This window comes from Flavobacterium lacustre, from assembly GCF_027474525.2.
Taxonomy (GTDB): Bacteria; Bacteroidota; Bacteroidia; order Flavobacteriales; family Flavobacteriaceae; genus Flavobacterium; species Flavobacterium lacustre.
Map to the genome: position 1 here is coordinate 2,227,069 of NZ_CP114882.2, position 21,321 is coordinate 2,248,389.

The window sequence follows — 21,321 nt, forward strand, 5'->3', positions numbered from 1 at the left end:
AGTAACTTTTTTATATTTGTATTTTAATACCTAAACAAACAACTAAATGACTTTAATAAAATCTATATCAGGAATTCGAGGAACAATTGGAGGGAAAGTTGGTGACAACCTAACGCCACTCGATGCCGTGAAGTTTGCTTCGGCTTATGGAACTTGGCTAAAAAATTATGTGGGGAAAGAAAAACTTACAGTTGTTGTAGGTCGTGATGCCCGAATTTCGGGACCTATGATTCATAATTTAGTAGTGAATACCTTGATAGGTTTGGGAATCGATGTTATTGATTTGGGACTTTCTACAACCCCGACCGTTGAAGTTGCTGTTCCTCTTGAAAAAGCAGACGGTGGAATTATTTTGACCGCTTCTCACAATCCAAAACAGTGGAATGCTTTGAAATTATTGAACGAAAAAGGAGAATTTCTAAATGGTATCGAAGGAGAAAAAATCCTTAAAATTGCCGAAGATGAAGCATTCGATTTTTCGGATGTGGATAATATTGGCGCGATTATGATTAATGATGCCTACATGGATATTCATATTGATGAAGTCTTAAATCTACCTTTGGTTGATGTTGATGCAGTAAAAGCAGCTAAATTCAAAGTGGTGGTTGATGGCGTGAATTCTTCTGGAGGAATTATTATTCCAAAATTATTAGAATTGATGGGTGTTGAAGTCATAAAATTATATTGCGAACCTAACGGACATTTTCCCCATAATCCGGAACCTTTAAAAGAGCATTTAACTGATATTTCAGAATTGGTTGTTAAAGAAGGCGCCCATTTAGGAGTTGTAGTTGATCCGGATGTGGATCGTTTGGCTTTCATTTGTGAAGACGGAGAAATGTTTGGCGAAGAATATACTTTAGTCGCTTGTGCAGATTATGTTTTGAGTAAAACGCCAGGAAATACGGTTTCGAATATGTCTTCTTCTCGTGCATTGCGTGATGTAACGAACCTGCACAACGGAAACTACGAAGCAAGCGCAGTTGGTGAAGTAAATGTAGTGGAATTAATGAAAAAAAACAATGCTATCATTGGTGGCGAAGGAAATGGCGGAATTATTTATCCGGAATCCCATTATGGTAGAGACAGTTTGGTTGGAGTGGCTTTGTTTTTAACCCATTTGGCGAATAAAAAAATGTCGGTTTCGGCTTTGCGTGCATCCTATCCGGAATATTACATGAGCAAAAACAAAATCGAATTGACACCCCAAATAGATGTTGATGCGATTCTTGTTGCGATGACCGAAAAATATAAAAACGAAGATATTACCACTATTGACGGCGTGAAAATTGACTTCGCTGAAAATTGGGTTCATCTAAGAAAATCAAATACAGAACCAATTATACGTATTTATACCGAAGCTGCTTCGCAACAATTGGCAGATGATTTGGCATTGCGAATTATAGACGAGATAAAAGCAGTAGCCGGAATCTAAAACTATAATGCAATTTAAATTAAAAACCCTTTCAAAGCAGCAGTACTTTGAAAGGGTTTTCTTTTAGTAAATAATCCTTTTATTCATTCCTTTTCTTTAACATTTTTAAACAATTATATCCATTCAAAAATCAATATCTTTGAAATCAAATTCAGTATGCAATGATTACCAAAGAAACTTCAACCCAATTAGAGCAGTATTTTCAACAATTTCGAAAGAATATTATCGGAATTGATCAAGATTTTGAATCTCCTTACGGAAAGCAAAAAATCATTTATACGGATTGGACTGCCAGTGGTCGATTGTACCGCCCGATTGAGGAAAAATTGATGAACGAGTTTGGTCCTTTTGTCGCTAATACACATACTGAAACTACCGTTTCCGGAACGGCCATGACAAAAGCGTATCATAAGGCTAGAAGTATCATTAAAGAGCATGTGCATGCCAATAGTGATGATGTTTTGATTAATGATGGAACCGGAATGACTGGCGTGGTGAATAAATTCCAACGTATTTTAGGATTAAAAGTGCCTGAAAACCTGAAAGATTTCATCAATATCCCGGACGAAAAGAAACCAATTGTTTTTATTTCGCACATGGAACACCATTCCAATCAAACGTCTTGGTTAGAAACTATTGCAGATGTTGAGGTAATTCCTTCTTCGGAAGACGGACTTTTTAGTATAGAAAATCTTGCTATTTTATTAGAAAAATACAAAACGAGAACCTATAAAATAGCATCTATTACTTCTTGCTCGAATGTTACCGGAATTCGCACCCCCTATCACCAAGCAGCTAAATTAATGCATCAAAATAATGGAGTTTGTTTTGTGGATTTTGCCTGTTCAGGTCCTTATGTTAAAATAGATATGCATCCTGAAGATGCTGAATCCTATTTGGACGCAATTTTCTTTTCGCCACACAAATTTCTTGGTGGTCCAGGAACTTCCGGTGTTTTGGTTTTTAATAAAAAATTATACAACAACATGATTCCGGATTGTCCCGGCGGAGGAACTGTTTCGTGGACAAATCCTTGGGGCGAGCATAAATATATTGATAATATTGAAGACAGGGAAGATGGCGGCACTCCTGGGTTTCTTCAAGTGATTAAAACCGCACTGGCGATTCAGTTGAAAGAGCAAATGGGAATTGAGAATATCTTGAAACGAGAACATGAAATTGTGGATTATATCTTCTCAGAATTAGGAAATGTTACCAATATTAAAATTCTGGCCGGTCAACATCGCGATCGACTGGGTGTGATTTCATTTTTTGTTGAAGACTTACATTTTAATTTGGGAGTGAAATTGCTGAACGATAAATTTGGGATTCAAACGCGTGGCGGATGCAGTTGTGCCGGTACTTACGGTCATTTCCTGTTGCATGTTGACCAAGAAACATCACATCAATTGATTGACGAAATCAGTCTGGGTGATTTAATCCGAAAACCGGGCTGGATTCGAATGTCAATTCATCCAACCACTACAAATGCCGAAATTAAATGGGTTTGTGACAGCTTAAAAGCATTGGCACAAAACCATAAAAAATGGGCTTTGGATTATGATTATAATAAAGATACGAATGAGTTTATAAACCATCATCCGCAAACATTTGAAGATGAATTGGTGAAAAAATGGTTCGCTTTATAGCACTTATAAGATTAAGAAAACTACCTTTTGTGTTTCCATCGTTTGTGCGTCCAGAAATAATATTCGGGCGCTTCAAGGATTTGTTTTTCGACTTCTCTTAAAAACACATTGGTGATTTCAAAATCAGGTATTGATCTTGGATTATCCGTAATTGGAACAAAAGTAGCTTCATAGAAACCTCTTTTTACCTTTTTTACTTTTACAAAAAGAACATTCAAATCATATCTTTTGGCTAGCATTTCGGCTCCGGTATGCACCGGAACTTCTACTCCCATGAATTTGTCCCAATGAAATGCTCTATTTAGTTTTGGCGATTGATCACTGGCTAAACCATACATGCTCAGGATTCCTTTCTCTTGGTTTTCGGCGATTAACGGAATGGCTCTTTTTGTTTCCACTAATTCGGCTTTGTATTTAGAACGAATATCCCGAATTAATTTGTCAAAGTATTTATTGGCGATTTTTTTATAAACGCCTATTCCTCTGAAAAGTGTTTTTTCGTTAAGAGTCAACAACCATTCCCAACTCGCATAATGAGAGGCTAACAGAATCGTGCTTTTTCCCTTTTTTTCATATTCTTTGACTACTTCAAGATTGGTGATGATGAATCTTTTATTCATTTCTTCGGGAGAAATAGTCATGGTTTTTATCATTTCCAGAAATATATCGCACAAATGGTGGTATGATTTTTTTTCGATAACGAGTCGTTCTTTTGCACTAAGATTTGGAAAAGCCAAAGCTAAATTCTCTCTGACCGTTTTTTTGCGATAGCCAATAATGTAATATAAGATCAAATACACAAAATCTGAAAACCAATAAAAAAGGCGAAACGGCAGGATTGAAATAATCCACAGAAATGGGAAGGCAATGATAAAAACGAGAAATTGCATGCAGTATTTTTTTATGCAAATATAACGCAAAAAGAAACAACGATATAAATTTTGACACTGAACTGTATCAAACTTGAGTTTCACTATCTTTACGATTCCTAATAAAACAACTGTATGAATACCATTTTAATAGCTATAATTGTCGTTAACGTTTTAATAAGTTACAAAGGTTTTAATGACCTTTCTTTTTTTAGAAAATATGAATTTCATGTCGGAAGTATTCGGGCCGGAGAGCAAATCCGGATGTTGTCTTCGGGATTTCTTCATGCAGATATGACGCATTTAATTTTTAATATGTTGACACTTTGGTTTTTTGCTCCGGTGGTAATAGGCTATTTAGGTGATTTTTCATTCGGATTGGTTTATTTCGGAAGCTTAATTTTCGGGAGTTTGTTGACGATGGTTTTTCACAAAAACGATTACAGTTATAGAGCTGTTGGTGCTTCGGGTGCTGTAACGGGTGTTTTATATTCGGCTATATTATTGCAGCCGGACATGATGTTGGGAATCTTTTTTGTTATTCCGATTCCGGCCTATCTTTTTGGAATTCTGTACTTGCTGTATTCTATCTACGGAATGAAAGCTAAAAATGATAATATTGGTCATACGGCACATTTTGGAGGTGCTGTTGGCGGTTATTTGATTACACTTATCAAAGAGCCACAATTATTTGCAGAACATACTTTGATGGTTATTTTATTGGCTATTCCAATTGTGATTCTTTTTGCAATGGAAAAGATGGGAAAATTATAATGGCACAACTTTTGAAAGAGAAATGATACAAAACAATTAAAACAATAATTCAAATGAAAAAAGCAGCATTAATTTTAGCCATTATGTTTATGTCAATGACATACGCTCAGGAAATTAAACAAGTTCCACAAATAAGCGTGAACGGAGAAGGAAAAATAAAAGTAGTTCCAGACCAGGCATCGATTGCTGTAACGGTGGAAACAAAAGGGAATAATGCTAAAGATGTAAAAAGGCAAAATGATCAAAAAATAGAAGCTGTTTTGAAATTCATAAAAAAAATGAACCTGTCTCCTGCAGATTATAAAACACAACGTGTTGCATTGAATCCGGAATACGATTATGAAAAAAAGAAACATAATTATAACGCGACTCAAACTATCGAAATTCTGTTGAAAGATTTATCTAAATATGATGAATTAATGGAAGGTTTGGTTGACGAAGGAATTAACAGAATTGATGCGGTAACGTTCCAATCTTCAAAATTAGCGGAATACCAATCAGAAGCCAGAAAATTAGCAATGAAAGAAGCGAAACTAAAAGCACAGGATTATGTTTCGGTATTGGGGCAAAAAGTAGGTAAAGCGATGACAATATCAGATAATTCACAAACCTATTATCCACAACCGGTTTATGCAGCTATGAAAACAATGGCAATGAGCGATAGAGAAGCTGCTCCGAGAGAAACATTGGCTGTTGGAGAAATCAATATTACGGCTAACGTAAGCGTAAGTTTTATTTTGGAATAAATCCAAAAAGCATTAAAAAGGCTGTTCAGGGGAATCTTGAACAGCCTTTTTTAGTTAATAATGGGATTATAAATGCTGATTGACTTCAACGCCTAATCCCTTAGCAATTCCTGCTCCTAAACTGGAATTGACTCTAAACCAATGGTACAATTGACGGTTGATGATGAGGTCTTTTTTGGGGCCTTCAATTCCTGACATTGCACCTGTAATATTATGTATTGTGTTTTTTTGTTGCTCTGGCGTCATGATTTGAAATAACTTTCCGGGTTGTGAAAAATGATCGTTTTCTCCTTCGCAATTTCGGTCATACCAGTCGGCCATTTTTCCAAATAGATCTATTGGCGGTTCTTTATAATTCATGTCTATTTCAATTTCATCAAAACTGTTAGGGAAATAATTTGGATTCTGCCCTCCATTTCCATCCACACGCATTCTTCCGTCCCGTTGGTAATTATTAGTCGCAAACGGACATCGATTTACTGGAATCTGTTCGTAGTTTGCACCCAATCGGTAGCGCTGTGCATCCGGATAGGATAACAATCGGCCTTGTAACATTTTATCAGGCGAATAACCAATTCCGTCTACAATGTGGGCAGGTGCAAAAGCAGCTTGTTCAATATCTTGAAAGTAATTATGTGGATTTTGGTTTAATTCTAAAACACCAACATCAATTAAAGGATAATCTCCATGGGGCCAAACTTTTGTCAAATCAAACGGATTAAAATAATAATCCTGAGAATTGGCTTCTTCTTCGGTCATTACTTGAATTTTAAGGTCCCATTTCGGGAAATTTCCGGCTTCAATGTTTTCGAATAAATCGCGTTGGGAAAAATCCATATCATGCGCTTTCATTTTGAGCCGCTTCTTCATTGGTGAAATTTTTAATTCCTTGTGCTGTTTTGAAATGAAATTTGACATAAGACCTTTCGTTTGCAGCATTAAGCATAGAAAAAGTGTGACTGCCGTATCCATTCATGTGGCGATAGCCATAAGGAGTTCCTCTATCAGACATTAAAATCAGAACTTGATGCAAGCTTTCTGGATTCAGAGACCAATAATCCCACATCATAGTCGGGGATTTTAGATTGGTGTGTGGATCTCTTTTTTGAGTATGAATAAAATCGCCAAATTTCTTAGGGTCTTTTATAAAGAATACCGGAGTATTATTGCCTACTAAATCCCAGTTTCCGTCTTCGGAGTAAAATTTTATGGCAAAACCTCTTGGATCTCTTTCAGTATCCGCCGAGCCTTTTTCACCGCCCACTGTCGAAAAGCGAAGCAAGACTTTTGTTTCTTTTCCAATTTCAGAAAACAATTTAGCTTTGGTATATTTAGTAATGTCATGGGTTACCGTAAAAGTACCAAACGCGCCGGATCCTTTTGCATGAACGACCCGCTCCGGAATACGTTCTCGGTTGAAATGAGCCATTTTTTCATGAAGAATGTAATCTTGCAGTAGCAAAGGACCTCGCGGACCGACAGACTGTGAATTTTCATTTTCTACAAAAGGTCTTCCGGACGCTGTTGTAAGTTTTTTTTCTGATTTCATAAGTGTAATTTTTAGTATTATTTAAAATCGAATGCACTTAGTAGAATAAAAAACGACAAATTTTTTATCTTGATGGTAAAAAAAACTATTAAAAAAAGTATTTGTACAGAAGAAAGTAGGAATGGGGAGATGTAACAATTTGTTTTTAACCGCTGAATTTCAATAAAAATTAAAACAGTTAAAAATAAAGTATTAAAGGTAAAAAAACTTAACGTATCATCAACAAAGTAATAACACAATATTAACAACAAAACAAGAACTTCTGTCCGACCTTTGTAGGGTAATAAACTGGTTATTTATTATTTTGGTTTTGGTTAGTTATAAGAATGCCGGCATCCTTTTGGATACCGGCATTTTTTATTTTGTAGTGTTTATAAACGAAAGCACAGCAGCATTAAAAGCATTGGGTTGCTCCACATTTACGACATGACCGCTATTTTCAATCACAAAAAGTTTAGATGATCTGTAATGACTCTCTACAACTTTTCGAACTGAAGGTAAAAACATATAATCTTCTTCGCCCATTACATAAAGTGTCGGGATATTGAGTTCAACTTGTCGAAACCATTTGAGTACAGGATTGATTTCGGCAGTTAATTTAAACCATTTTATAAATTCTTTCTGGTATAGTTTTTTGGCTTCATTTATAAAAAGCAATCGCGATTGTTTATGACTTTTTTTAGGCATAATTACAAACGCAAAAAACTTGTATAAAACCAAATAAGGTAAAACATATTTAAACATATTACCCAATCGCATCAAAACTTGTGAACGAAAATTCATTTTCAGAATTGCACCGCCAAGAATCATGCTTTGTACACGTTCCGGATACATTTCGGCTAATTGTCGGATTAAAATAGTACCTAATGAAATACCGACAAAATGCGATTTTTCTATTTTAAGATGGTCTAAAACTTCCAAAATATCGTGGGCAAGTGCCGCAAATGTATATTTTTGTTTAAAAGCTGTTTTTAGAGTTGGTTTAGATTCTCCGTGACCGCGTAAGTCTAATAATAATACATTATAATGTTTTTGAAAATCTCTGATTTGTTTGAACCAAATTGAAGAACTTCCGCCTGCACCATGCACAAAGGTTACCCATTGGGTGTTGTTTGGATTCTTGTAGATGGTGTAATTGATCACGCTTTTTTTTTGTAAAAATAGAACTTTAATTTTAAATCGCAATCTTAACAAAAAGTATTGCCGATTTTTGAGTTGTAAAACGTAAATTTGCAAAAAAATTGCACCCCATGGAAGGATTATTGAAAGAGAAAAGTGAAATAGAAAAATTGCAAAGAGAATTTAAAATTCTTTCGGAACAAATCTCAAAAATTAATACCACTATTGCACAAACTGCAATCCCGGCAGAAGAATTAGTTTTAGAAGAGTGTGAGGCTTAGTCTTTCATGTATTTTTCTGAAATAGGGAATGGCTTTTAGCAAGCGGCTTCCGTGCCAGGAAAACATTTCCCCATCTACAAAAATAGTTTTAGCATGATGTGTAAAACGCCCAATTTCAAAAGCATCTTCTTCCTTAAACGGGAACGGTTCCGATGACAATAAAACCAAATCCGGATCCCCTTCTAACCTAATTTTCTTTAATTCAATTTCAGGATAGCGCCCTTTCGTGCCATAAATATTCTCAAAGTGATTCAGTTTCAGTAAAGCATCAATATACGTTTGGGAACCCGCAACCATATAGGGATTCTTCCAAATAAAATAGGCCACTTTTTGTAACGGTTTGTCTTTGATAAAGGTTTTAAAATCGCTCAAAGCAAAAGCCAATTTATCATTCCATTTTTGTGCTTCGGTTCTGCAATTAAAGAGTTGACCAAAATCAGTTATCATGTTGAAATTATCTTCAATAGTCAGAACATCAGTTACCCAAACAGGACAAATGGTACTTAATTCAGTCACCATATCTTGCGTGTTTTCCTCTTTGTTACAAATGATAATGTCGGGTTGCAGCGCCTTTATTTTTTCAATGTGAACTGTTTTTGTCCCGCCTACAACTTTCTTGGTAGACTTAAAATGAAACGGATGCACACAAAATTTAGTAATACCAACAATTCGTTCCTCCAGCCCCAAATCATACAATAATTCGGTTTGTGACGGAACAAGTGAAATGATGCGCTTCGGTGCAGTGGCAAACGAATGGGAAATACCGAGTTGGTCTTGAATTGTAATCATTTATTTCGGGCTATTGCATTTATAAAGGCGTTAAATTACTTAAAACCGTTGTGTCTTGAAGCATTCTTCTCCTATTTTTTATTTATCTTTACGATATGAAAACAATTGTTAAAATAGTATTTCTGTATTGCATCGTTTCTACTTCATTAAGCGCACAACCGCTTGTTAATGTCAGATTACAAAAAAATAGTTCTTTAACGATTACTGGTACAACCAATGTAATCTCTTTCAAAATTTTTCAGGATGGTGATAAGCTTGCCAACAGAAAATTATCGGTTACCACTTCACAAAACCAAAATAAAATAACACTTAGCGACAATAAACTTTTGGTAGGAGTAAAGGACTTTACCTCTAATAATAAAATGGCTTTAAAGGATTTTTTGAAGTTATTAAAATCCGATACTTATCCCAATTTACAAATACAAATCAACTATTTAGATTTAGCTCCTGACGATAAAGGCGAATCAAACAGTGGAAACGCAATTGTCAGTATCACGATTACAGGCGTAAAAAGACATTATTGCATCCCAATTTCATTCAATAACGACGGAGAAGTATTAGTTATCAATGGCAAAAAGAAACTCAGTATTCGGGACTTCGGATTGACTCCGGTCACCCAAATGATGGGCTTAATCAAAGTAAGCGAATGGATAGATATTGATTTTCACATGATATGTAAAATCACCGTTACCGATGAAATCTAAACCTTTCGCCTTTGCTTTTTTTCTTTAGTCAGCTAAAATTGCAGCCATTTCCTGTTGCATTTTCAACGCTTCTGCTCTTGCTTTTTCAACAAAATCAGTTCCTTTTGAAGCATAAATAATCGCTCTTGAGGAATTAATCAGCAATCCAACATTCGCATTCATTCCGTATTTACACACTTCAGATAAACTTCCGCCTTGCGCGCCAACTCCGGGAACCAGCAAGAAACTGTCTGGAACAATTTTACGAATTTCAGTAAAATATTCCGCTTTGGTAGCACCAACAACATACATCAGGTTTTCGCTGTTTTTCCAGGTTTTAGACGTTTCTAAGACTTGTTTGTACAATTCTTTAGCTTCGCTCCGTTCGGCTCCGCCTCGGGTTCCGTCAACGTTCAACGTCTGAAAATCAAACGCCCCTTCATTAGAAGTCAAAGCCAACATAATGGTATGTTTATTTTCGAAAGCCAAAAACGGCTCTACCGAATCTTTCCCCATGTAAGGAGCCACGGTAACACTGTCAAAGTTTAAATCTTCAAAAAAAGCTTTCGCATACATCGATGAGGTATTACCAATATCGCCACGCTTAGCATCGGCAATCGTAAAAATATCCGGGAAATTTTCGTTGATATAATTAATGGTTTTTTGCAACGAAATCCAACCTTTGATTCCGTAAGCTTCATAAAAAGCAGTATTCGGTTTGTACGCCACCGCTAAATCATGGGTTGCGTCAATTATCGCTTTATTAAATTCAAAAATAGGATCTTCCAGTTCTAATAAATGCGGTGGAATTTTAGTCAAATCAACATCTAATCCTACAGCTAGGAATGATTTCTTGATTCTGATTTGGTTTATTAATTCTGTTGTAGTCATTATTTTTAGCTGTTAGGTTTTAGGTCTTTGGTTTTAGTATTGGAATTAAACTTGGGAATCAACATATTTTTTTAGGGACTGAATTCTTTTTTGAATTACATTAAGCTCGGAAATAATTTCTAAGTGTAAAGCTAGATTTACAAAACCAATTTCTTTAGCAATCTCAATTTGAGTCTCTAATTCAAAGGCCGAACCTAAACTGATTTGTAAAAATCGGGAAAAATCTTTTTGAGAAGTTCTGGAACAACCTTCGGCAATGTTAGAAGGGATTGAAACGGCGCATCTGTTAATTTGAGAAACCAGTCCGAATTTTTCTTCGTTTGGGAAAGCGCCAGTTATGATGTAAATTTTTTTAACAAATAAAACAGAGCTTTGCCAAACTTCTAAATCCCTAAAGTTTCTCATATATTAAAATTTACAAACCAACACCCAAAACCCAGAACCCAAAACCCAACACCCAACACCCAAAACCCAGCACCCAACACCCAGAACCCAGTACCCAACACCCAATACCCAACACCCAACACCCAGCACCTATTTAAAATACCTCGCTTGCCTCTTTCAATTTCTCCATGTTGTTCACCAATTGCAATTCGTCAACAATTTTCTGGATATCACCATTCATGATATTTCCCAAATCGTACAATGTCAAACCAACTCTATGGTCAGTCACACGACCTTGAGCATAATTGTAGGTACGAATTTTTGCCGAACGGTCACCAGAGCTTACTTGAGAAGTACGTTTCGAAGCATCTTCCGCTTGTTTCTTGGCTAATTCCTGTTCGTACAAACGAGAACGCAAAACGCCCAACGCTTTATCTTTATTCTTATGTTGTGATTTCTGATCCTGACATTGCGCCACCAAGCCAGTTGGAATATGCGTCAATCGAACCGCTGATTTCGTAGTATTTACAGATTGTCCACCAGGTCCTGACGAACAAAAGAAATCCACTCGCACATCATTCATATCAATCTGTACATCAAATTCCTCTGCTTCCGGCAATACCATAACAGTCGCTGCCGAGGTGTGAACACGACCTTGCGTTTCCGTTTGCGGTACACGTTGCACACGGTGAACACCCGCTTCAAACTTCAAGGTTCCATAAACATCCTCACCCGTAACTTCAAAAATCACCTCTTTAAAACCACCCGAAGTTCCCTCATTCATATCCACAACCGATGTTCTCCAACCTCGGTTCTCACAATATTTCGTGTACATACGGAACAAATCTCCGGCAAAAATACTCGCTTCATCCCCACCGGTACCGGCACGAATTTCCACCATCACATTTTTGGCATCTTCGGGATCTTTAGGAATCAACATAAACTTGATTTCTTCCTCCAGTTCCGGCAATCTTTCCTTTGCTTCATCCAGTTGCATTTTGGCCATTTCGGTCATATCGGCATCACTGTTATCGGCAATTATTTCGTTGGCTTCATCAATATTCGCCATGAGTAGCACGTATTCATCGCGCTTTTCGGCTAGAGCTTTTAAACTTTTATACTCTTGATTCAATTGCACATAACGCTTCTGATCCGAGATAACATCCGGCTGAATAATCAAATCCGATATCTCATCGAAACGCTGTTTTACTATTTGAAGTCTATCTAACATTTTCTTAGTCCTTTTATTGGAGGGCAAAAATACAAAAAACTATTGCAGTTTGCAAGGCGCTCCATTCGCTATTTACGACCAAATAAAAACTTCAAAATCACAAACACAGTAAGCCATGGTATGACCAGAAATACTTCGGCAGAAACTCTAAAACAATTAACCAGTTAACCAATTAACCAATTAACCTTTTTAACCAGTTAACCTTTTTAACCAATTAACCAGTTAAACAATTAACCTTTTTAACCAGTTAACCAATTAAACTCTTTTTTAGGAGCTGTTTCCTGCTGTCATTCCAATCTTTTTTGATAAAACTTGCTTCGCGTTTTATCAAAAAAGGATTTTCCCTTCCATCAGGGCTAGGCGTTTGGGTTAAAATAATTGCGTTTACGGTTTTCCGTAAAATCCTTGATGCAAAAGAACTTACTTTTGAAAAGGACTAAAAACTGAACCAAGAACTTATATGATTTCTAATCAAAAAATGAAACTAAAATCACCAAATTTCACACAACTATGAAAAAATTAACTGTAAAAAATCTGATTGAATTTCGAGGAAAAAATAACCGGACGAAAATCACATTCGTAAATAATCTTAATAAAGAGAAAATTAAGTCAGGTGATAATTCTGGTGGAGGTGATTATTGGATTAGTTGTTTAAGTGCAATTAGAAATACTTTCAAATTTGGTAATGTCAATTTGCTAGATGATAAAATTACTTTTTTACGAGATAAAATTAAATCATCTGAAATTAACAGAATAAAAGATCAATTTCAAAGAAACATTGACATCATAAGTAATTTTAAGGATTACGATTTTCAGCATTTAAAACCAAATGTTAATTTGACTTTTATAACACAACAAAAACATCAAGCGATTCTTGATATTAAAGGACTTCCTGTTGAAGCAAAACCATGTCATATTTTTACATTTTCCATTAATAATAGCGAGGAAATAGGAGGGATTTGGTTTGTAGCACAATTAGAAGGTTTTCCAAAAAGTGAATTAGGAATGTTTACTGATATACTATATAGATATTTAGATAAACATCACTCAAAAGATTTCTATATAAATCCAGCTTATTGTATTGCAGTTGACCTTTATAATGGTCAAGAAGTAAATTACAAGGAAATTCAAAACGGAAAAATTCCGATATTAATTGATTCAACATTGGAAGATTTAAAGAACTATAAATAATAACACAAATCCTTTTTGGTCGCTTTGCACCCGATATAAGAAGCGGCTTCCACTTTCAAAAGTCTTTCTATTGTTATTTGAACTAGCATATTTGTGTTAAAAAAGATATTTTCCAATTTTCCATAAAACACTTGATTTAAAAGAAGTTAGTTTTAGGATGAGATTTGAACTTAATATGTTTTTGTCGGTATTTTCGGCATTAGTTTATATATTTGGGAAAACAATAAACACTGCCGTTTATCAGACAAAACGACCCAATTAAAGGGGCATAAGTCGGACATCATTATATGAAAGTTAGGCGTCAGTTTGTGGAAACACATCGTTAAATATGAAACTATCTAAAACATGCAAAAACAAAAAAGTGTAACATTTCAGCAAAATCCAAAAATAGATTTCTTATTCGGCTATTTTGGTAATTTAATTGTTCCAACTAAACAAGATGGATTTAAACCTATTGATCTTATCGAAACCAATGAAAATGGAGAAGAAACTGTGTTAAAAAATTTCTATTTGAAAAATCCAGAAACTAGTTCAGTTATAAAATTCAGGGAATACATTCAAGGAATCGCAAAAGAAAAAATTTCTAAAAATAATAGAATAAACAAGCCTCATAATGTACAAGTTCATTTATCCATATCAATCACAGAAAAACGATATTATGAAGTTGATGTCGATAATCTTGCAAAAGCAGTTTTAGATTCATTAAATGAGATTGCATTTGAAGATGATTCGCAAGTTTCATCCCTAATTGTTGAAAAACACATTCATCCAATGAAAGTTAATGGTATTCTAATTGCAATTACAAAATTAACTCCCGAAAGAAAAGGATTGGAATTTACTTGGTAAAAAAAGAAATAAATACAAAAATAACTTCTTTCGTTTTTTAAACTTTGAATAAAACTAAAACTAATTTTAAAAATTAATAATCCTCGAATTTGAACTACTGAATCGTTTTTAACTTATTCATATTTAGAAAGTCTTGCTTTTAACAATTCTATTTGCTCTTCTAATAAAGCAATGTATTTCGATTCTAAAGTAATATTTGTTTCTACTTCTTCAATTGGTTTTTTGTGATTAATTGATTCATGTCCTATTCGTGTTTCATTTGATTTTTCTGAACCTACTAATTGCGATAATTCTACTTTCCACTCTTTTATCAATTTATCTAAATAGAACAATCTTGATTTAGGTATAGCTTTTCCCTGTTCCCAATTAATAATAGTTCTTCTATTTACACCCAGATGATCTGCTACATATTCCTGGCTATAACCCATTAATTTTCTATACTTTTGTAAATTTTCCGAACAGCTATTAGGCTCTATTGTAGATAAATTATATTTCTTTCCTCTGATATTTTTTCTGTTTGTCGTAGTAAATAAATCGGGCTCAATCGGTCCTGTTTTTAATTTACGTAAGCCCTTTAATTTACTTTCCTTTTTAATAAATTCACTAGCCAAAATTGTGTCTATGATATTTGCAGCTAATGTTGGAAGACAGCCGTTTTTCTCAAACTGAGTAATAATCATTTTGTCTACTCCTAATAGAAGTCCCATTTTTTCTTGGGTATAACCCTTTTTTACCCGGAATTCTTTAAATTCTAAAAAGTTCATACTAATGTCAATTAAATTAATTTTATCGTTTTTTTGAGTGTTTATGTTTTTTTTTATAGGATAAAGTAAATTAGATTCACTGAGTTTTCCTTTAGACGTAAAAAACTCCTGAATTTCTAGGTTATCAGCTTCAATTTTTTCTGCATATGAAATTGCATTTGACTTATCCATTTTTTAAGAATTAGATTAATAAATAGTAAATATAAGTTATTATAAATCTTTTGCTTTGAGGTTTTCCATAAACTAATTAATTTATTTGTGATTAAAATAATTTAGTACATTTTAAATATGCATAAAAAGGAACAGCTAGAACGATACATCCCGCTCACCCCCATAAACAAAACCAACAAAAAAACCACTCCAACAATAGCTACAGAAAATATTTTTTGTAGCTATTTTGCATATACAAACAGAAAAACAGCAATCTTTGTGGGCATTATTACAAACACCAATAAAAGCCAATGATAGTTTCCATCACTAAAATCGAGTTAAATTCATACCTAAAACTGATTCCTTTTTTTAAGTTCAATGGGCAAATCATAGCAGAGCTGCAACAAGCCAACTGCAACAAGCACAAATTAACAGGCAGTTGGAACGGAAGAGTTTGGTACACTATGACATTATGGGAAAACGAAAATGACATTAACGCTTTCTATCGCAATGGAACCCATCTGGCAGCGATGAAACAATCCGGAAAATTCTCGTCCAAAATTGAATCCCGTCGCATCCAAAACGAAGATTTGATACCTTGGAAAGAAGCAAAGAAATTGTTTACAAACAACTAATCCCAAACGCCCGTTCGTTTGCAAAGCGTTTTTTTTAATACTTTTATGAAACCAAAAACTCCTTTTATTTAAAAAAAAACAAATAAAATGAATCCCAAAGTTGATGATTTTATAAGCGAAGCCAAAAAATGGCAGGCAGAAATAAAACAGTTGCGAACACTGCTACTGGATGGCGGACTAACCGAAGAATTCAAGTGGCGAACGCCTTGTTATAGCTTTCAAGGAAATAATGTGGTCATCATAGGCTGTTTCAAAAACTATTGTACCCTTAGTTTTGTCAAAGGGGCATTACTCCAAGACAGCCATAAAGTGCTAAGCAAACCCGGAGAAAACAGTCAGGCAGTTCGGTTTTTTAAGTTTACAAATCTGGAAGAAATCACTGAACAGAAACCAACCATCAAAGCCTATATATACGAAGCCATTGAAATAGAGAAAGCAGGCTTGAAAGTCCCTTTCAAAAACAATACTGAACTTGAATGGGTAGCAGAATTGCAAATGGCTTTAGACAAAAATCCGGCGTTAAAAACCGCTTTCAATGCCTTAACACCCGGACGACAACGCGCATACAATCTCTATTTTTCGGAGGCCAAACAATCCAAAACCCGCGAAACCCGAATAGAAAAATACACTCAACGTATTCTTGACAGAAAAGGAATCAACGATTGCATTTGTGGATTGTCCAAAAAAATGCCCGGCTGCGACGGTTCACATAAATTCATTCCCAAAGCCTAAAGTATTTTGCAAAATGCTCTAAATAACCATTAATCCCAATCGAATCCCAATTGATGTAACGAAAACAGCATTCAACAATGAACGAAACCATTACAACATATAACGACTTACAGTCCCAGGACGACAAAGCAATTGTCGACATGCTCGCTCAGACTATCGACAACGAATTGACCGAAGCCGAAAGTAAAATTTGGCACGCGCACCCCGTTTGGTTTCTGGACGGTAACCCAATTGTGGGCTACAGCAAACAAAAAGCAGGATGGCGTTTGATGTTTTGGAGTGGTGCCGACTTTGAAGAACCCGCTTTAAATATAAAAGGCAGTAAATTCAAAGACGCCTCCATTTTCTTCACAGCAGTAGAACAAATCAATACCATAGACCTCACTCATTGGCTGAAAAAAGCAAGAGATTTGCAGTGGGATTACAAAAACATAGTCAAAAGAAAAGGCCAATCAATAAGGTTGAAATAAATAGCGATAAACCTTAAAACACAAGGAATGAAAAACACCAATCATCACGATGAGCGTATCGCAAAAATGACATTCGCCACGGTATATCCACTGTATCTCGCCAAAGTCGAGAGAAAAAACAGAACAAAAGAAGAGTTAGTTCAGGTAATCGAGTGGCTGACGGGCTATGATGAAAAAAAACTGCAAGAACTCATAGAACAAAAAGTATCCTTTCAAGAATTCTTTCAGTATGCGACACTAAACCCTAATGCGCACCTGATTACGGGCGTAATCTGCGGATATCGGGTAGAAGAAATCCAAAATCCGCTAACACAACAAGTCCGATATTTAGACAAACTCGTAGATGAATTGGCGAAAGGACGTAAAATGGAGAAGATTTTACGACTGCCATAAAGCAACCCAAAAACAACGAGATAAATTGCAGTACCCCACAACCCCACAATAGCACAACCCAACAAAATCCGTTTTTAATCCGTTAAATCCGCGTCATCCGTGGCCCAATCGGAACAATTACGGACAAAGTCATACCAGTAAGATTCTCGTATGCATTTCACGATTCTCGTATGCATTTCACGATACTCGTATGCATTTCGCGATACTCGTATGCATTTCGCGATACTCGTATGCATTTCACGATATTCGTATGCATTTCGCGATACTCGTATGCATTTCGCGATATTCGTATGCATTTCACGATACTCGCATGCATTTCGCGATTCTCGCATGCATTTCACGATATTCGCATGCATTTCACGATTCTCGTATGCATTTCACGATACTCCTATGCGCATTTAGGATATTGCCATGCGCATTCACGATATTCCTATGCACATTTGCGATTCTCCTATGCGCATTCACGATATTGCCATGCACATTCACGATATTCCTATGCGCATTTGCGATATTGCCATGCGCATTCACGATATTGCCATGCACATTCACGATATTCCTATGCACATTCACGATTCTCCTATGCGCATTTACGATTCTCGGATGCACATTCATGATATTCCTATGCGCATTTGCGATATTGCGATGCACATTTACGATTCTCGGATGCATTTTGGGGAAACACCCGTTCATAACTCCTAAAGATTTCTTTTTAATACCAATTTCTAAATTCCTAATTTGCACCCTTAAACCAGAAGGAGAAAATGAAGGTCTGTATTGCCGAAAAACCAAGTGTAGCCCGCGAAATCGCATCCGTTTTAGGAGCCAATACCAAGCACGATGGGTATTACGAAGGCAACGGCTATGCCGTAACTTACACCTTTGGCCATTTATGCACCCTCAAAGAGCCCAACGATTACAAACCCCACTGGAAAAGCTGGGATTTGAACAACCTGCCCATGCTTCCCGACAAATTCGAAACCAAAGTGGTCGAAAATTCAGGAATCCAAAAGCAATTCAAAATCATAAAAAGCCTGTTCGACAAAGCCACCTTGGTCATCAACTGCGGGGATGCCGGGCAGGAGGGAGAACTCATTCAGCGCTGGGTCATGAACGAAGCCCAGTACAAAGGCGAGGTGCAACGCCTGTGGATTTCATCCCTGACCACCGAAGCCATCAAAGAAGGGTTTCAGAACTTAAAACCATCTGCCAACTATGATAATTTATACTACGCCGGATTTTCCAGAGCCATTGGTGACTGGTTATTGGGGATGAATGCCACCCGTTTGTACACCGTAAAACACGGCGGATACAAGCAAGTGTTGTCTATCGGAAGGGTGCAAACCCCAACCTTAGCCATGGTCGTGGACCGATTCAAAGAAATCGAGAATTTCAAACCGCAACCCTATTGGGAATTGCAAACCTTGTACAGAGAAACGCTGTTCAGTTATGAAGAAGGACGCTTTCTAAACAAAGAAGATGGTGAACTCTTGGCCAATAAAGTCAAAGAAAGTGAGTTCGAAATTATAGCTGTCGAAAAAAAGAACGGCAATGAGTTTGCACCAAAACTCTTTGATTTAACAGGCCTGCAAGTCTATTGCAATACTAAGTTTGGCTTTTCAGCCGATGAAACACTTAAGATTGCACAGACACTGTACGAACAAAAAGTAGTCACCTATCCCAGAGTCGATACCACGTTTTTACCCAATGATATCTATCCAAAAGTGCCAGGCATTCTGAAGAACTTGACGAATTATGCCGCCTTAACGCAACCTCTTTTAGAAAAGAAGATTAAAAAATCGCCCAAGGTTTTCAACGATAAAAAAGTAACAGATCACCACGCCATAATTCCTACGGGGATTCAAACCAACTTGCAATACAACCAACAGCAAGTCTATGACATCATTACCAAGCGATTTATTGCTGTGTTTTATGACGATTGTTTGGTGGCCAATACTACCGTAATCGGTAAAGCCGCAGATGTTCTCTTCAAAACCACGGGAAAAGAAATTCTGAAAAAGGGATTTCGCGTAGTTTTTGAAGACCCAAACGCCAAAGAAAAAGAAGCCGACATCTTACCGAGTTTTGTCATTGGTGAAAAAGGACCACACCAACCTTCATTCTTAGAAAAGGAAACCAAACCCCCGAATCAGTTTACCGAAGCTACCTTATTGCGCGCCATGGAAACCGCAGGCAAACAAGTAGATGATGAAGACTTGCGCGAATTGATGAAAGAAAACGGTATTGGGCGTCCTTCCACACGAGCCAATATTATTGAAACCCTTTTCAGACGCCAATACATCGTTCGGAACAAGAAACAGGTATTGCCAACCCCCACAGGGATTCAACTGATTGACACCATTCAAAATGATTTGGTGAAGTCGGCTGAACTCACTGGTTCTTGGGAAAAACAGTTGAAAGACATCGAAAAAGGAACCTTTACTGCGGGTTCGTTTATCAATAATATGAAACGCATGGTCGAAGCTTTGGTCTACGAAGTCCGAAGCGAAACCAGACGCGCCAATATCTCCCATGCGGGAAATGTGCAAAAAGAAGTCGCTAAAGTAGAGCAAAAGAAAGCCGCAGGAATTTTGGCGGAAGCCTGCCCAAAATGTAAAAAAGCAACACTCATCAAAGGGAAATCTGCCTTTGGTTGCGCGGATTACAAAGCGGGTTGCACGTTTCTGTTGCCTTATACTTTCGCCGATAAAAAAATATCCGAAAACCAATACTTGCGATTACTTCAAAAAGGATCAACCGTAAACCTGAAAGATTTCAAAACCGATGCTGGCGTTGTAGAAGGTTTATTGCGCTTTGACGAAAACTTCAAACTCGTATTGGAACCCAAGAAAACAGAACCAAAAACCATCCCCGACACATTAACCTGCCCAAAATGCCAGAAAGGAACCGTGCTCAAAGGAAACACCGCGTATGGTTGCAGCCAGTATAAATCGGGTTGCGATTTCAAAGTCACTTTCGATACGGTCCGAACAAAACTAAAAGACCAAAAACCATCCAAAGAACTGGTTTATGCCATCTTAAACGAAAGTAAGTAAGTACAATCATCGCTATTTTCAGGAGCTTTTTCCAGCTATCCGCTCTATCTTTTTAGGATTAAAAAATCCTAAAAAGGATGCCGCTGCTATCTGGGCTAGTTCAAAACCAAACTGCTTTCAAAACCAATAAAATAATTAGACAGTGAACTAATCTTTTTCATAATTTTGCAGCTATGAGAAAGACATTCACAATTTTGGTCCTGCTTTTAGTAGTTGCTGCCTGCAAAAATTCAGATTCAAACAAAAACGATAAAATCAAAGCATCGCAATGGCTTCTGGGTAAATGGCAAAGCAAATCCCCCGACGGATATTTACAAGAAACTTGGAAAAAGGTAAACGACAGCACGTTTCAAGCAACTTCATATTATATAAAAGAAGAAGACACCTTGCATTTTGAAACCATAACCTTGCAACAAAAAGGGGAGGAGTTAACGTATAGTGCAGCCGTAAAAGGTCAAAACGATGATAAACCGGTTGCTTTCAAATTAACAACCGCCACCGAGAAACAATTAGTGTTCGAAAACCCAAAACACGATTATCCTCAAAAAATAAGTTACACCCAAACAACTCCGAACAGTTTGGTCGCTAAAATTTCAGGAATCCAACAAGCAAAACCCACCTCCGAACAGTTTTCGATGAAAAAAATCAAATAAATTTTTAACATATCGACTTAAATTAGTGCCTTGT

22 protein-coding genes and 1 pseudogene are annotated in these 21,321 nt (G+C 36.3%); 15 read left to right on the top strand and 8 right to left on the bottom strand.

What is annotated here, in order from left to right; translation table 11 throughout:
* Positions 1 to 46 precede the first annotated feature (46 nt).
* Both glmM and O6P34_RS09680 read left to right on the top strand, forming a co-directional pair.
* Complete coding sequence (gene glmM / locus O6P34_RS09675; RefSeq protein WP_269684306.1) at positions 47 to 1,435, top strand: phosphoglucosamine mutase; 1,389 nt, start codon at positions 47 to 49, stop codon at positions 1,433 to 1,435.
* Positions 1,436 to 1,596: 161 nt separating this feature from the next.
* The gene (locus O6P34_RS09680; protein ID WP_269684307.1) at positions 1,597 to 3,084 is read left to right on the top strand and encodes an aminotransferase class V-fold PLP-dependent enzyme; all 1,488 of its coding nucleotides are present in this window, start codon (positions 1,597 to 1,599) and stop codon (positions 3,082 to 3,084) included.
* 20 nt (positions 3,085 to 3,104) lie between these two features.
* On the opposite strand, the gene O6P34_RS09685 is transcribed toward O6P34_RS09680, so the two are convergent.
* Positions 3,105 to 3,974: a lysophospholipid acyltransferase family protein gene (locus tag O6P34_RS09685; RefSeq protein WP_269684308.1), complete on the bottom strand. Its 870-nt coding sequence runs from the start codon at positions 3,972 to 3,974 to the stop codon at positions 3,105 to 3,107.
* A gap of 114 nt (positions 3,975 to 4,088) precedes the next feature.
* Here O6P34_RS09685 and O6P34_RS09690 point away from each other — a divergent pair, with 114 nt between their 5' ends.
* On the top strand, positions 4,089 to 4,727 hold the full coding sequence (locus tag O6P34_RS09690) for a rhomboid family intramembrane serine protease (RefSeq protein ID WP_269684309.1): 639 nt from the start codon (positions 4,089 to 4,091) through the stop codon (positions 4,725 to 4,727).
* Between the two features lie 53 nt (positions 4,728 to 4,780).
* Positions 4,781 to 5,473, top strand: a complete 693-nt coding sequence (locus O6P34_RS09695) for an SIMPL domain-containing protein (protein WP_269684310.1) — start codon at positions 4,781 to 4,783, stop codon at positions 5,471 to 5,473.
* Between the two features lie 66 nt (positions 5,474 to 5,539).
* Here O6P34_RS09695 and O6P34_RS09700 read toward each other — a convergent pair.
* Both O6P34_RS09700 and O6P34_RS09705 read right to left on the bottom strand, forming a co-directional pair.
* A pseudogene (locus O6P34_RS09700) lies at positions 5,540 to 7,022 on the bottom strand (catalase).
* Positions 7,023 to 7,379: 357 nt separating this feature from the next.
* Positions 7,380 to 8,165, bottom strand: coding sequence for an alpha/beta fold hydrolase (locus O6P34_RS09705; protein ID WP_269684311.1), 786 nt, complete (start codon positions 8,163 to 8,165; stop codon positions 7,380 to 7,382).
* A gap of 107 nt (positions 8,166 to 8,272) precedes the next feature.
* Here O6P34_RS09705 and O6P34_RS09710 point away from each other — a divergent pair, with 107 nt between their 5' ends.
* Positions 8,273 to 8,422, top strand: a complete 150-nt coding sequence (locus O6P34_RS09710; protein WP_269684312.1) for a hypothetical protein — start codon at positions 8,273 to 8,275, stop codon at positions 8,420 to 8,422.
* On the opposite strand, the gene O6P34_RS09715 is transcribed toward O6P34_RS09710, so the two are convergent.
* Positions 8,402 to 9,211 (bottom strand): ABC transporter substrate-binding protein, encoded by an 810-nt coding sequence (locus tag O6P34_RS09715; protein WP_269684313.1) that lies wholly within the window; start codon positions 9,209 to 9,211, stop codon positions 8,402 to 8,404. The genes O6P34_RS09710 and O6P34_RS09715 overlap by 21 nt on opposite strands.
* A 95-nt stretch (positions 9,212 to 9,306) precedes the next feature.
* Here O6P34_RS09715 and O6P34_RS09720 point away from each other — a divergent pair, with 95 nt between their 5' ends.
* Positions 9,307 to 9,915, top strand: a complete 609-nt coding sequence (locus O6P34_RS09720) for a YceI family protein (protein WP_269684314.1) — start codon at positions 9,307 to 9,309, stop codon at positions 9,913 to 9,915.
* Between the two features lie 24 nt (positions 9,916 to 9,939).
* On the opposite strand, the gene pyrF is transcribed toward O6P34_RS09720, so the two are convergent.
* From pyrF to prfA, 3 genes are all read right to left on the bottom strand, one after another.
* Positions 9,940 to 10,785 (bottom strand): orotidine-5'-phosphate decarboxylase, encoded by an 846-nt coding sequence (gene pyrF / locus O6P34_RS09725; protein WP_269684315.1) that lies wholly within the window; start codon positions 10,783 to 10,785, stop codon positions 9,940 to 9,942.
* Positions 10,786 to 10,830: 45 nt separating this feature from the next.
* A complete protein-coding gene (locus O6P34_RS09730) occupies positions 10,831 to 11,190 on the bottom strand; it encodes a four helix bundle protein (protein WP_269684316.1) in 360 nt (119 codons plus the stop codon).
* A 133-nt stretch (positions 11,191 to 11,323) separates the two neighbouring features.
* Positions 11,324 to 12,400 (bottom strand): peptide chain release factor 1, encoded by a 1,077-nt coding sequence (prfA, locus tag O6P34_RS09735; protein WP_269684317.1) that lies wholly within the window; start codon positions 12,398 to 12,400, stop codon positions 11,324 to 11,326.
* Positions 12,401 to 12,910: 510 nt separating this feature from the next.
* Here prfA and O6P34_RS09740 point away from each other — a divergent pair.
* A complete protein-coding gene (locus O6P34_RS09740) occupies positions 12,911 to 13,591 on the top strand; it encodes a hypothetical protein (RefSeq protein ID WP_269684318.1) in 681 nt (226 codons plus the stop codon).
* A gap of 345 nt (positions 13,592 to 13,936) precedes the next feature.
* Positions 13,937 to 14,437, top strand: a complete 501-nt coding sequence (locus O6P34_RS09745; protein ID WP_269684319.1) for a RusA family crossover junction endodeoxyribonuclease — start codon at positions 13,937 to 13,939, stop codon at positions 14,435 to 14,437.
* Between the two features lie 113 nt (positions 14,438 to 14,550).
* On the opposite strand, the gene O6P34_RS09750 is transcribed toward O6P34_RS09745, so the two are convergent.
* Positions 14,551 to 15,372, bottom strand: a complete 822-nt coding sequence (locus tag O6P34_RS09750; protein WP_269684320.1) for a helix-turn-helix domain-containing protein — start codon at positions 15,370 to 15,372, stop codon at positions 14,551 to 14,553.
* Positions 15,373 to 15,662: 290 nt separating this feature from the next.
* On the opposite strand from O6P34_RS09750, the gene O6P34_RS09755 reads away from it, so the two are divergent.
* From O6P34_RS09755 to O6P34_RS09785, 7 genes are all read left to right on the top strand, one after another.
* Positions 15,663 to 15,986 (top strand): hypothetical protein, encoded by a 324-nt coding sequence (locus O6P34_RS09755; protein ID WP_269684321.1) that lies wholly within the window; start codon positions 15,663 to 15,665, stop codon positions 15,984 to 15,986.
* An 87-nt stretch (positions 15,987 to 16,073) separates the two neighbouring features.
* The gene (locus O6P34_RS09760; protein ID WP_269684322.1) at positions 16,074 to 16,718 is read left to right on the top strand and encodes a DUF1801 domain-containing protein; all 645 of its coding nucleotides are present in this window, start codon (positions 16,074 to 16,076) and stop codon (positions 16,716 to 16,718) included.
* A 77-nt stretch (positions 16,719 to 16,795) separates the two neighbouring features.
* The gene (locus O6P34_RS09765) at positions 16,796 to 17,188 is read left to right on the top strand and encodes a DUF1801 domain-containing protein (protein ID WP_269684323.1); all 393 of its coding nucleotides are present in this window, start codon (positions 16,796 to 16,798) and stop codon (positions 17,186 to 17,188) included.
* 27 nt (positions 17,189 to 17,215) lie between these two features.
* Positions 17,216 to 17,581 carry a DUF2200 domain-containing protein gene (locus O6P34_RS09770; RefSeq protein ID WP_269684324.1) on the top strand — a complete coding sequence of 122 codons (366 nt, stop codon included), beginning with the start codon at positions 17,216 to 17,218 and terminating at the stop codon, positions 17,579 to 17,581.
* A 411-nt stretch (positions 17,582 to 17,992) separates the two neighbouring features.
* Positions 17,993 to 18,280 carry a hypothetical protein gene (locus tag O6P34_RS09775; RefSeq protein ID WP_269684325.1) on the top strand — a complete coding sequence of 96 codons (288 nt, stop codon included), beginning with the start codon at positions 17,993 to 17,995 and terminating at the stop codon, positions 18,278 to 18,280.
* A gap of 62 nt (positions 18,281 to 18,342) precedes the next feature.
* Entirely contained in the window at positions 18,343 to 20,634 is a 2,292-nt protein-coding gene (locus O6P34_RS09780; RefSeq protein ID WP_269684326.1) for a DNA topoisomerase 3, read from the top strand.
* A 173-nt stretch (positions 20,635 to 20,807) separates the two neighbouring features.
* Positions 20,808 to 21,287 carry a DUF6265 family protein gene (locus O6P34_RS09785; RefSeq protein ID WP_269684327.1) on the top strand — a complete coding sequence of 160 codons (480 nt, stop codon included), beginning with the start codon at positions 20,808 to 20,810 and terminating at the stop codon, positions 21,285 to 21,287.
* Positions 21,288 to 21,321: the final 34 nt, after the last annotated feature.